The sequence below is a fragment of the Corynebacterium efficiens YS-314 genome, assembly GCF_000011305.1.
Classification (GTDB): Bacteria; Actinomycetota; Actinomycetes; order Mycobacteriales; family Mycobacteriaceae; genus Corynebacterium; species Corynebacterium efficiens.
In genome coordinates this window covers 1,448,055-1,459,402 of record NC_004369.1, presented here as the reverse complement: position 1 = coordinate 1,459,402, position 11,348 = coordinate 1,448,055, and the positions used below count along the sequence as shown (strand labels likewise).

Here is an 11,348-nt window from a genome sequence, read left to right as displayed (position 1 = left end):
TGAATCATCCGTGACAAACCCCGACCAGGGGGTGAGAAACGGCTGCGGGTGGCCCTGCAACAGCACGGCACCGTCCCGGTGGTGGTTTGACCAGCCCAACACCCCAGCCATCACTATGACCTGAGAAGGGCTGCATGTCTCCATTCAGGCAGGTTGACCACCGACCGCAGGGACACCTCTCACGCATCGCCGATTCCGCACGGACCGTGTCACCCGCACGAGCAGCTGGTCACCAGAAACGGGTATCCACCCCACAATCCTCTGGCGAGTACACCGCCTGCACCTTGACACAACACAGGGCCATCCCCCTTGCGCAGACCTATCGTTATTCGATATGTTTCTATCAAAATTCGATAAACGGAAGGGTCGGGTCATGAACCCACGCATTCTCTCAGCGCTCCGGATAATCTTCGGCATCGGCTTTCTCGGTGCCCTGGCGGTCCAAGGGCTCATGATCACACAGCTGGTGATCGACACCCTGGAGCACGGCACGCTCTCACGCACCCCACTGGTGATCCTGGTGCTCCTCTTCGTCACCGGCTTCGGCCTGGTCCAGTTCATCATCGTCTGCCTGTTCCGCCTGCTGGCCATGGTGGAACACGATGAGATCTTCAACCGGCGCGCCATCACCTGGGTGGACAGGATCACCGTGGCCATCGCCGCGGCGGCGGTGCTCCTCCTACCCTTCGGCTACATCCTCGCCGAGCTTGACGACGCCCCCGGCCTCGTCATCGTGGCCATGGTGGTCTCACTGCTCGTCCTCGGTGTGGCACTGCTCGTCTACGTCACCCGCACGCTGCTGGCCCGCGCCATCGGGTTCTCCACCGAGCTGGACGGGGTGATCTGATGCCGATCATCGTGGATCTCGATGTCATGCTGGCCAGGCGGAAAATGGGCGTGGGCGAACTCGCCGAGCGGATCGGGATCACCCCGACGAACCTGTCGGTGCTCAAGAACGGTCGCGCCAAGGCGGTGAGATTCACCACCCTGGAGGCGATCTGCCGGGAACTGGACTGCCAGCCCGGCGATATCATCCGCTTCGAGAGATAAAAGGACCTACTCCGCCGCCTGGTACGGGGTGGCCGCCCGTGCCGCGCGCAGACGGGTCAGCGTGGACTCGCGTCCCAGCAGCTCCATGGACTCGAACAGCGGTGGGGACACAGCCGCACCGGAGATGGCCACGCGCAGGGCACCGTAGGCCACGCGGGGCTTCAGGCCCAGTTCCTCGATGAGCGCCCTGGTCAGCGCCGCCTCGATATTGGGTGTGGTCCACTCGGCCACAGCTTCCAGAGCATTGATGCCGGCATCCAGTGGCTCGATGGCGGCCTCCTTGAGGTTCTTCTTCGCGGCCTTCTCGTCGAGCACCAGATCCTCATCTGCGGTGACGAGGAACTTCAGCAGGTCATACCCTTCAGCGAGGGTCTTGATGCGGGTCTGGACCAGCTCCGCGGCGAAGGAGAATTTCTCGGCCGGGTAGTCCTCCGGGAAGTCGGTGAACTCGCTCAGGTGCGCACGCAGACGCTCCTCGAACTCCCCGGCGGGAAGCAGACGGATGTGGTCGGCGTTGATGGCCTCAAGCTTCTTCTGGTCGAAGCGGGCCGGGTTGCCGAGCACATCGGCGATATCGAAGTTCGCCACGAACTCCTCAACGGTGAAGATGTCCTGATCGGCGGACAGGGACCAGCCCAGCAGACCGAGGTAGTTGAGCATGCCCTCCGGGATGATGCCGTTGGTGCGGTGCTGGAACAGGTCCGACTGGGGATCGCGCTTGGACAGCTTCTTGTTGCCCTCCCCCATCACGAACGGCAGATGACCGAAGACCGGGGTCTGCTTGGCCACGCCGATGCGCTTGAGGGCCTCGTAGAGGGCGATCTGACGCGGGGTGGACGGCAGGAGGTCCTCACCGCGCAGGACGTGGGTGATCTCCATCAGGGCATCATCCACCGGGTTGACCAGGGTGTACAGCGGCTGACCATTGGACCGTGCCACCACGAAGTCCGGCTGGGTGAAGGACTTGAACTCCACCTCGCCGCGGACCAGGTCGTTCCACTTCCAGTCCTGCTCCGGCATACGCAGACGCCAGACCGGCTTGCGGCCCTCGGCCTCGAAGGCGGTGATCTCATCCTCGGTGAGGGTGCGGTCGTAGTTGTCGTAGCCCAGCTTCGGGTCACGGCCGGCGGCGCGATGTCGCTCCTCGACCTCCTCCGCGGTGGAGTACGCGGGGTAGACCTCGCCGGCGTCGATGAGTTTCTTCAGCACATCCTGGTAGATGTCGGAACGCTGGGACTGGCGGTACGGCTCATGCGGGCCACCGACCTCCACACCCTCGTCCCAGTTGAGGCCGAGCCAGTTCATTGCGTCGAGAAGCGCGGCGTAGGACTCCTCGGAGTCACGTGCGGCATCGGTGTCCTCGATGCGGAAGATCAACTTGCCGCCGGTGTGGCGGGCGTAGGCCCAGTTGAACAGGGCGGTGCGCACCAGGCCCACATGTGGGGTGCCGGTGGGTGAGGGACAGAAACGTACACGAACATCAGTCATGCTGGCTATGGTAATCGCCTGCACCCCGGGAGTGCGCGTCCACCCCGGAAACCGGTGGGATTAGAATGAATACCCATGGCTACACCCCTTGACCCCCAGGCCCCGCCCACCGCGCCGGATTTCCTCCTCTCGCGGGCGCACGGCTCGGTGCGCACCCAGGGCTCACAGGAGACCTTCACGGACCCCTGGGACGCCGTGGAGGCGCTTCGAGGGGGGCGGGTGGAGATGGTCGTGGGTGCCCTGCCGTTCGAACGGGACAAACCGGCCGCGCTGACCGTGCCGGAGCGCATCATCCGTGAGGACGGCCCCCTCGAGCCACACGCCTACTACCGCCGCGGTCCCGGGTCGGTGCTCGCCGCCCGCGTGGTCGGGATGGATCCCTCCCCCGAGGAGCATTTACGACGCGTGGATGCCGCCATCCGCACCATCCGCAATTCCGCCCTGGGCAAGGTGGTGCTGGCGCGTGCCGTCGACATCGCCTTCGATCCCGCGGTGGACCCCCGCCTGGTGGCGGCCCGCCTGATCGACAACTCCTACAACCGGGACGGTTTCATCACCGACCTCACCGCCGCCGGCCCCGGGTTCACCGGCCACATGCTGGTCGGTTCCTCCCCCGAGGTACTCATCAAACGGCAGGGTTCCACCGTCACCGCCTATCCCCTGGCCGGGTCCGCCCCACGTTCCGAGGACGCGGCCGAGGACGCCCGCCGCGCCGACAGCCTCCATTCCAGTGCCAAGAACCTGGAGGAGCACGCCTATGTGGTGGACCACATCCGGGCGGCGCTGGCACCACTGTGCTCACGGGTGGACATCCCCGCCCGCCCGGAACTGACCCGCACCCATGAGATGTGGCATCTGGCCACCCCGATCGCGGGCACCCTGAAGGATCCTTCCACCACGGCGCTGGAACTGGCGATCCGGGTCCACCCCACACCGGCGATCTGCGGCACCCCCACCGATGCCGCCGAGGGCCTGATCATCGAGGCGGAATCCCCCCGCAACTTCTACGCCGGTGCCGTGGGCTGGTGTGATGACACCGGTGACGGGGAATACATGGTGGCCATCCGCTGCGCGGAGGTCTCCGGGGATGGAAAAACCGCCCGCGCGTGGGCGGGCGGTGGGATTGTGGCTGATTCCGATGCTCAGGAGGAGTTCGACGAGACCACGGCCAAGCTGCGCACCATCATGCGCTCACTGGGCCTGTAGGAGATCTCTAGGACGCCTGCTTCTTCTCCGCACGCAGCACCACATCATCCTTGTGGTGGGCACCGGCACCGCTGCGCACATCGCGTTCGAAGTTCTCCAGCACGGTGACGGTGAACTCGTCACTTAAGTGATCGGCGATCCACCGGGGCAGGGCCACGGACTCGGATTCGAGGTCATGGTGGGTGATGAACAGGATACCGCCCGGTGCGACGAGGTTCTCCAACTGTGCCATGGAGGTCTCATTCGCCGGGATCTGCCCGTAGGAGCAGGTCACCAGATCGAACTGGCGGCCTGATTCGATGGCGAACTCGGTGAAGGACACCTCGAACACCTCGGGGCGGTCGGGGGCGGTGAGTGAGGCGTCGACAAGCTCCCGGGCGCGTCGGACCGCGGTGGGCGCGAAGTCGATGCCGGTTGCCCGCCAGCCCTGCTCGGCCAACCAGATGAGGTCAGCGCCCTCACCGCACCCGATGTCGAGCGCGGTGCCACGGGCAGGTTCCCCACCCAGGTAGCTGACCAGCGCCTGGTTCGGGTTCCCGCTCCACACCCGCTCGGCGGAGGTGTACCGGGCATCCGCCTCCTCCGGGGTGGCCAGATGGCCCGGGCCCCGGTGGCCGTGCTCGTGGTGCTCGTGGTGGTCGGCCATTCAGGCGTCCTCGACCGGGTTGCCCAGCTTGCCCAGACCCGGAATCTCGATCTCGATGAAGTCGCCGTCGACCATGGCCTCGGTGCCCGCCGGGGAACCGGTGCAGATGACATCGCCCGGCAGCAGGGTCATGGAGGCGGTGATGAACTCGATGATCTCGCCCATCTTCATGATCATCTGGATGGAGTTGGAATCCTGCTTGAGCTCGGTGACGCCGTCGTGGGTGAGACGTGCCTTGATGGGCAGGTTGTCCAAGTCGAAGTTGTCGATGTCGGATTCGATCCAGGGGCCGAGCGGGCAGAAGGTGTCGATGCCCTTCGCGCGTGCCCACTGGCCGTCGGCGAACTGGAGGTCACGGGAGGAGACATCGTTGACGATGGTGAAGCCGAGCACAACAGACTTCCAGTCTGCAGCCTTGACATTCTTGCACGGCTTGCCGATGACCACGGCGAGTTCACCCTCGAACTCAACCTTGGTGGCAAAGCTCGGGATGCGGATCGGCGCACCCGGGCCAGTGACGGATGTCGGGGGCTTGAGGAACAGGGTCGGCGGCAGGTGCTCGGCGGACTCCTTGAACACCTCGGCGACGTGGTCGGCGTAGTTACGGCCGATCGCGACGACCTTGCTCGGCAGCATCGGCGCGAGCAGACGGACATCCTTCAGTGGCCATTCGCGGCCGGTGTGCTTGATCTCGGTGAAGGGGGTTCCCTCAATCTCCTTGGCGGTCAGGTTGGCGATATCATCTCCGTCGCCCTCGATGGTGCAGAAACACATTCCCTCTGGGGCGGCAATTCGTCCAAAACGCATAACGGCCATACTACTAGGCTTCCCCCGCCGATCCTCACCCACCTGGGGAAAAGTCCCCGATAGTGGTCGAGGCCACATCCGGAACCTATTCGGCGATCTCCTTCAAGGCACTGGCGTTGACCTCCCGGATCTGAGCCAGGTACAACTCGGCGCAGGCCAGTGCGTCGGTGAGCGCCTGATGGTTGGAGTACTGCGGCAGGCCGTACCGGGTCCGCACCCGCGCCAGACGGAGATCCTCCCCCCGGGGATAGGTGGACATCTTCTCCATATGGCGACGTTCAATGGCGAAGGTGTCCACCACCGGCAGCTGCAGAGGTGCATCAAAGTACTTCAGGCACGCCGCCGAGAGGAAATTCTGCTCCATGGGGGCGAAGTGCGCGAGCAGAACCCGCCCCTTGAGCGCAGCGAGCAGTTCGACGAGTGCGTCCTCCAGGTCCACGCCGGCGGCCAGTTCATCATCGGTGAGCCGGTGGATCACCGCCGAGGACCCCACGGTGAACCCCTCGGTACCCCGGATCACCCGGTACCCCGCGCCCCCGAGCTCGATGACGCGCCCGGTGACGGGCACCCACCCGATCGAGACGATCTGGTGCTCGTCCGGTTTGAGTCCGGTAGTCTCCACGTCAACCGCCAGCAGGGGCAACTCATCCAGGCTTGTCGACGGTTGTGGCGCGGGCACCTCATAGAATTCCTTCAGGGCACCCGTGGCACGCCGGGACCGCGCCGTGCGCCCGGATCGACCCCGGCCCCCAAAGAGTGCGCTGAACATCAGATGTTCCTCACGGGGTACTTGGTGGCCAGTGCGGTCTGCATGTCCTTGATGATGGTGAAGGCATCACGCAGATGGTCGCGGTCCAGACGCCCGAGGTTCTTCGGGTCGATGTGGTAGTTGGGCTTCTCCCCCACCTTGATCAGATGTGCCTGGTGCCGGAAGGCGATGCTGCCCAGGAATTCAAAGGCATCAAGCAGGTCCTGTGCGCCCTTCGTGGACACCTGACCATGGCCCGCGGCGGCCTCGAGACGCTCCCGGGTGCCGATGGCATCACTGCCCGTGGCCAGCGCATACAGTCGTGCCATCTGCACGATCCCGGCGGTCCCGCCCTTCTTCACATCCAGGGTCGCGCCGTACTCCCCCGACCGTTCCACCACGAAGCCACGGAAGAAACCCACCGGGGGGAAGCGCCGCGCAGCCAGGGCGGCCAGGTGCGCGTGGAACCGACGGGCACCGCGGGCCATGTTCACCGCGGACCGGTGCACCTGCTGGGCCATCTCGATCTCACCGTGGATGGCCCGGAAATCGAAGAAGATCTGCGCGTTGAGCAGTGCATCGGGTTCCGGGGCCTGGATCCAGTTGTGGAAGGTGTCCACCCACTCCGAGGCGGTTTTACGCCATTCCGGGTTGGAGGCCATCATGTCACCCGGGCACAGCACCTGCCCCGCGCGGTCCAGCCCGCGGCAGACGAAATCGGTCAGCGCGGCGAAATAATCACCGTGTTCACGTTCATCGTAGGAATCATCTAGCAACAGGCAGTTGTCCTGATCGGAGGCCAGACCCATCTCCTTGCGTCCCTGGGAGCCGACCACGACGAAGGCATACGGTACCGGGGGCTTCCCGAACTTCTCCTCCCCGAGCACAAGCAGGCGGCGTGCCAGGGAATCCGCCGCCACCGTGAGCAGGCTGCTGACCTCCTCCGCGGAGGCACCACGGTCGATGAAACGCGCCGCCACCTCGGAGGCCGACTGGTAGGTGTTGGACAGCTCCTCCACCGTGTTCTTCCGCGACAGATCCGCGGTGAGGTAGATGGGATCATGACGCAGTAGACGCATGATGTCCGCGGCGGTGACGATGCCGGAGATCCGTCCCTCATCCACGATCGGCAGATGGTGGATGCGCAGTTCAGCCATGAGCAGCATGGCCTCGAAGGCAAGATCCTGCGAGGTGGCGGTGCGGGGGTTGGAGGTCATGATGGTGGAGACCGGCTGCGTGATATCCAGCGCAGCCGCCACCACGCGCCCGCGCATATCGCGGTCGGTGGCGATACCGATGAGCTCCCCGTCGGTCTGGATGAGCAGCGAGGACACGGCATACCGCTCCATGGTCTGGGCGGCCTCCCGGATACTGGTCCCCGGGCCCACCGAGATGGGGTTGTTGATCTTGAACTCCCCCAGGCGGGTGCGCAACACCTTGGAGCTGGATTCATTGCGCAACTGCTCGGCGGCGACCCTGATGCGTTTGGACCAGCTGGAGTAGTACCGGGCCATCTCCGGGTTTCGTTCCGCCAGGGCGAGGACATAATCGCGGGGGATGCTCAACACCAGGCTGTCCTCCACCGCCACCATGGTGTAGCGGGAGACGGGGTCCTTGGCCATCGTGGAATAGCCGAAGGACCTACCCGCCTCCCGCCGGTCCAACAGGGTGCCGTCCTCATCCAGCACATCCACCGCCCCCGACCGGATCACCCGCAGGTAATTGTTGGACTGACCATGCTGGATGATCACATCCCCCCGTCGGAAATACTCCATGATCATCTTGGAGGGCAGGGCATCCAGTTCCTTCTTGGGGAGGCGGATAAAGGGTTCGAAACCGGCGATGAAATCGCGGATCTCCTCTAGTTCAACCGACATGGTTTTCACCTTAGAGAAACAACCGACCCTGGGTGGTGGTTTTCCGCTGTTTAAGCCACCACAGCAGCTGCGATGCGGTCTCCGACCTCGGTTGTGGAGATCGGGGCCTCGGGGTCGCGGCCGGCCACATCGCGGGCGACGGCCTCCTCGATGCGCACGGCGTTAGCCTCGTCACCGAGGTGGCGCAGCATCATGGCCGCAGACAGGATCGCCGCGGTCGGATCGGCGATGCCCTTGCCCATGATGTCCGGGGCGGAACCGTGGACCGGCTCGAACATCGACGGGTTGGTGCCCGTGGCGTCGATATTGCCGGAGGCGGCCAGTCCGATACCACCGGAGATGGCACCGGCCTCATCGGTGAGGATGTCACCGAAGAGGTTGTCGGTGACGATGACATCGAAGCGGGAGGGGTCGGTGACCAGGTAGATGGTGGCGGCGTCGATGTGGTTGTAGTCGACGGTCACCTCCGGGTACTCGCGGGCAACCTCGTCGACGGTGCGCTGCCAGAGGCCACCGCCGTGGACCAGGACGTTGGTCTTGTGCACCAGGGTCAGGTGCCTGCGACGTGACTGTGCCAGTTCAAAGGCGTAGCGGATGACCCGCTCGGCTCCGTAACGGGTGTTCACCGAGGTCTCGTTGGCGGTCTCATGGGGTGTGCCCACGCGGATGGCACCACCGTTGCCGGTGTAGGCACCCTCGGTGCCCTCACGGACCACGACGAAATCAATCTCGCCCGGGTTCTTCAGCGGGGATTCCACGCCCTCGTAGAGCTTGGAGGGACGCAGGTTGACGTGGTGGTCCAGGGCGAAACGCAGCTTCAGCAGCAGACCGCGCTCCAGGACTCCCGGGGGAACGGAACCGGGTGCACCGATGGCTCCGAGCAGGATCGCGTCGTGTTCGCGCAGCAGAGCCAGATCCTCGTCGGTGAGCAGCTCACCGTTGCGCAGGTAACGGCGTGCGCCCAGATCCAGGTCGGTGGTCTCGATGTCGGCGCGGAGGGCGCGCAGGACCTTGAGGGCCTCGTCGGTGACCTCAGGGCCGATACCATCGCCACCAATAACAGCAAGTTTCATTTTGCGGGATTCCTTTCTCACCATGTGAACTTTTTTAGTTTAGCTGATGGAGTACCGCACGCATCTGTGCAGTGGCGCCCACCACACCGCCGTTGAGGGCCTGATCCAGTTGGGAATCATTGAGACCTACACGAACGGGGACTGCGACATGGGAGAGGATGCCCAGAAGATCATGCTGTTTGATCATGGCGATCGTGGACAGCCAGGAATCCAGGTTCGCCCGGTTGCACAGGTGGAGGAATGCCGTGGCATCGATGTCCTCCTGCGCATCGGGGTTACCGGGCAGCAGCATGCTGGCCTGGACCTGGAGCACCTCGGAATCCTCGAAATCGATGTCCACGGGCATCTCATCCATGGACAGGCTGATGCACCGGGTGTCGGGGTCATACGCCACCCCGTCGACGCCCTGCCCGGAAAACCACTGCTCCACGCGCTGCGGGGTGACCCGGTCGGTGGGTGAGGCATCCCCCACCCCGATGTGGAAGCTCTCCCCGGGCTGTCGTGGTGACCGCTCCGGGTACAGGGCATGCAACTCGCGGGTGAGGCGGATACCGGTGTTGAGCACCTCGGCGAGGAAGGACTTCAGCTGGGTGACGCTGACCCCGTCGCCGACCGGGTAGACCAGGGAGGCGGAAACCTCCAGGGGCCCCTCATCGGCCTTGAGCACGGATACCAGGCTCGCTGGATGCTCAGGTGGGGTGTCGATGCTGAACTTCGGCATGGGACCGGCATTGTTGGCCGCGTTGAGGGCCACCAGGCACCGGATATAGTCATCCGTGGTCAGCGCACCCACCCAGGTGGCCTTCGCGATCAGCCAGTCACCGGTGCGGATGACAATGTCGAAATGGGTGGCGGGAATATAGACCCCGACGCCGGAACCGGTGTCACACAGTTCAGCCTCCACCCGCTCGCCGCGGAGCAGCTCAACAATGCGCTCGGCCGTCACCTCGGCCCGGGGAATGATCTGCACCATCAGCGTGTCCTTTCGCAGGCGAATCCTTGTCGGGATTCACGCTACCGGGCAGCAGGGACAGACCAACACACCGGGGGTGACCCCGGTGACTAGAGCTCCAGGGTCGTGGTCTGCCCGCCGGTGTCCTCGCCGGCCACACGTGACTTCACGATCTGTGCCAGTGCGGACATCCTGCCTCCGGGCAGACCCCAGAACTGGGCGGACTCGGAGGTCACCTTGAGCAGCCCGAGCGCCGGGTCATCCTTGCCGTCGAACCAGCCCTCGACGTCCTTGTTCCAAAGTTCCTCGACCTTCGCCGGATCGTGGACGAACTCGGTGTCAGCTGCCACCGATAACCAGGAACCAGCCTCCGCCACCGATAGGTTCACCTGGGAGCTGGCGCGGAGGGCATCAGCGTGGCCGCCTGTGAGTGAGATGAAGAACCAGATATCCGCATCCTCGGTGACCTCCTGCGGAACCATGGGATGGGACACCAGCTTGCCGTCGGCGGTTGCGGTGGTCATCATGACCCAGCTTGCATCCCGGAGCTTGGCTACGACGTCTTCCTTCGTGATGTCCTTTGACATGTTGTCTTCCTTCCAGTCGGGGTGACACGGTGCCAGCGTCGATGTGTCGCCCAGCATAGACATCACCGATTGCCCGGACCACGTTCATGAACACCCCGAGAAGGTGACTCAGCTACTTCCGAAGGAGGAACCCGATAGCAGGCCTTCACCGGGATTTCCCCGGCTCCCGAAATCCAGGGTGTACTCCCCTGGCATTGCATCGACACACGCCTGGTAGAGATGCTGCTCCTGCGCACGGACCTCCATGAGCGCGTTGTACGTCTGAGGATATGTGGTCCGTAACAACCCACCCGCCTGGGTATCGGGAAAATTGCGGATGGATACCAGGGCCTGTGATGCCGCATCCTGAGAGAACACCGGCTGGATATGGGTTTCAAACGCCGCGTTCATCGGAAGCGAAACAACCTCACCGAATAGCGGGATATGCCCTTTCTTAGCCACAAGGGAGTAATTCGCCGCGATGATTTCCGGGACGTTCAGCTCAGCCGGTGTGTCCACCCGGAGCAGGGAGAAATACCTGTCGAGCTGCTGTCGGAGTTCCGGATGAGCCGCCTTCAGTTCCTTTTCAGTGACATCGGCGAGCTTACGTTTCAGCTGTGCGTGCTCATTGCCCGTCAGGGTCACCGAACAGGTGGTGCCCTGGAGCCCGAGCTCCGCGGCGAATGCCGCAGGTGCCGTGATCGAGATCAACCCGACAATCGCAGTCACGGTGGCCACGCTCTTTAGGGGATGGAGTTTCATCGTTACTCAGCCTTTCGCTGCCGAAGGAAAATGGAGTGATTAGACGAACAACCGGACTCGTCCCCTGATGCTAAACCGGTGGTTCGCCGTCTGACAGACCCTGCTTTCGGGGGCAGGCACCTCACCCCGGAAACGGGAAAAATCCCGCCCGAAGGCGGGATTATCCGTGATAC

The 11,348-nt window shown here is 64.0% G+C and carries 12 protein-coding genes; 3 read left to right on the top strand and 9 right to left on the bottom strand.

Annotation, left to right across the window (positions count from 1 at the left end; genetic code table 11):
• The first annotated feature begins 373 nt into the window (after positions 1-373).
• Positions 374-847: a DUF2975 domain-containing protein gene (locus CE_RS06970; RefSeq protein ID WP_011075419.1), complete on the top strand. Its 474-nt coding sequence runs from the start codon at positions 374-376 to the stop codon at positions 845-847.
• Complete coding sequence (locus CE_RS06965) at positions 847-1,050, top strand: helix-turn-helix domain-containing protein (protein WP_006769353.1); 204 nt, start codon at positions 847-849, stop codon at positions 1,048-1,050. The genes CE_RS06970 and CE_RS06965 overlap by 1 nt, the downstream gene beginning before the upstream one ends.
• Positions 1,051-1,056: 6 nt before the next feature.
• On the opposite strand, the gene gltX is transcribed toward CE_RS06965, so the two are convergent.
• Positions 1,057-2,538 carry a glutamate--tRNA ligase gene (gltX, locus tag CE_RS06960; protein WP_035109516.1) on the bottom strand — a complete coding sequence of 494 codons (1,482 nt, stop codon included), beginning with the start codon at positions 2,536-2,538 and terminating at the stop codon, positions 1,057-1,059.
• Between the two features lie 75 nt (positions 2,539-2,613).
• On the opposite strand from gltX, the gene CE_RS06955 reads away from it, so the two are divergent.
• A complete protein-coding gene (locus CE_RS06955; protein WP_006769351.1) occupies positions 2,614-3,744 on the top strand; it encodes an isochorismate synthase in 1,131 nt (376 codons plus the stop codon).
• Between the two features lie 7 nt (positions 3,745-3,751).
• Here CE_RS06955 and CE_RS06950 read toward each other — a convergent pair whose 3' ends face one another.
• From CE_RS06950 to CE_RS06915, 8 genes are all read right to left on the bottom strand, one after another.
• The gene (locus CE_RS06950; RefSeq protein ID WP_006769350.1) at positions 3,752-4,390 is read right to left on the bottom strand and encodes a class I SAM-dependent methyltransferase; all 639 of its coding nucleotides are present in this window, start codon (positions 4,388-4,390) and stop codon (positions 3,752-3,754) included.
• Positions 4,391-5,197: a fumarylacetoacetate hydrolase family protein gene (locus tag CE_RS06945; RefSeq protein WP_035109513.1), complete on the bottom strand. Its 807-nt coding sequence runs from the start codon at positions 5,195-5,197 to the stop codon at positions 4,391-4,393.
• Between the two features lie 85 nt (positions 5,198-5,282).
• The gene (locus tag CE_RS06940; RefSeq protein WP_006769348.1) at positions 5,283-5,966 is read right to left on the bottom strand and encodes an exonuclease domain-containing protein; all 684 of its coding nucleotides are present in this window, start codon (positions 5,964-5,966) and stop codon (positions 5,283-5,285) included.
• Complete coding sequence (locus tag CE_RS06935) at positions 5,966-7,822, bottom strand: DUF294 nucleotidyltransferase-like domain-containing protein (RefSeq protein ID WP_006769347.1); 1,857 nt, start codon at positions 7,820-7,822, stop codon at positions 5,966-5,968. The genes CE_RS06940 and CE_RS06935 overlap by 1 nt, the downstream gene beginning before the upstream one ends.
• A 50-nt stretch (positions 7,823-7,872) precedes the next feature.
• On the bottom strand, positions 7,873-8,895 hold the full coding sequence (locus CE_RS06930) for a 3-isopropylmalate dehydrogenase (protein ID WP_035109511.1): 1,023 nt from the start codon (positions 8,893-8,895) through the stop codon (positions 7,873-7,875).
• 34 nt (positions 8,896-8,929) lie between these two features.
• Complete coding sequence (locus CE_RS06925; protein WP_006769345.1) at positions 8,930-9,868, bottom strand: hypothetical protein; 939 nt, start codon at positions 9,866-9,868, stop codon at positions 8,930-8,932.
• 89 nt (positions 9,869-9,957) lie between these two features.
• A complete protein-coding gene (locus CE_RS06920; RefSeq protein ID WP_035109507.1) occupies positions 9,958-10,434 on the bottom strand; it encodes a pyridoxamine 5'-phosphate oxidase family protein in 477 nt (158 codons plus the stop codon).
• Between the two features lie 108 nt (positions 10,435-10,542).
• Positions 10,543-11,142 carry a hypothetical protein gene (locus CE_RS06915; RefSeq protein ID WP_231295132.1) on the bottom strand — a complete coding sequence of 200 codons (600 nt, stop codon included), beginning with the start codon at positions 11,140-11,142 and terminating at the stop codon, positions 10,543-10,545.
• Positions 11,143-11,348: the final 206 nt, after the last annotated feature.

What these genes read in the sequence shown, in the direction of transcription:
- gltX (WP_035109516.1), bottom strand. Translation starts at nt 2,538, where the DNA reads ATGACTGATGTTCGTGTACGTTTCTGTCCCTCACCCACCGGCACCCCA.
- CE_RS06920 (WP_035109507.1), bottom strand. Translation starts at nt 10,434, where the DNA reads ATGTCAAAGGACATCACGAAGGAAGACGTCGTAGCCAAGCTCCGGGAT.
- CE_RS06930 (WP_035109511.1), bottom strand. Translation starts at nt 8,895, where the DNA reads ATGAAACTTGCTGTTATTGGTGGCGATGGTATCGGCCCTGAGGTCACC.
- CE_RS06965 (WP_006769353.1), top strand. Translation starts at nt 847, where the DNA reads ATGCCGATCATCGTGGATCTCGATGTCATGCTGGCCAGGCGGAAAATG.
- CE_RS06925 (WP_006769345.1), bottom strand. Translation starts at nt 9,868, where the DNA reads ATGGTGCAGATCATTCCCCGGGCCGAGGTGACGGCCGAGCGCATTGTT.
- CE_RS06940 (WP_006769348.1), bottom strand. Translation starts at nt 5,966, where the DNA reads ATGTTCAGCGCACTCTTTGGGGGCCGGGGTCGATCCGGGCGCACGGCG.
- CE_RS06950 (WP_006769350.1), bottom strand. Translation starts at nt 4,390, where the DNA reads ATGGCCGACCACCACGAGCACCACGAGCACGGCCACCGGGGCCCGGGC.
- CE_RS06935 (WP_006769347.1), bottom strand. Translation starts at nt 7,822, where the DNA reads ATGTCGGTTGAACTAGAGGAGATCCGCGATTTCATCGCCGGTTTCGAA.
- CE_RS06955 (WP_006769351.1), top strand. Translation starts at nt 2,614, where the DNA reads ATGGCTACACCCCTTGACCCCCAGGCCCCGCCCACCGCGCCGGATTTC.
- CE_RS06970 (WP_011075419.1), top strand. Translation starts at nt 374, where the DNA reads ATGAACCCACGCATTCTCTCAGCGCTCCGGATAATCTTCGGCATCGGC.
- CE_RS06945 (WP_035109513.1), bottom strand. Translation starts at nt 5,197, where the DNA reads ATGCGTTTTGGACGAATTGCCGCCCCAGAGGGAATGTGTTTCTGCACC.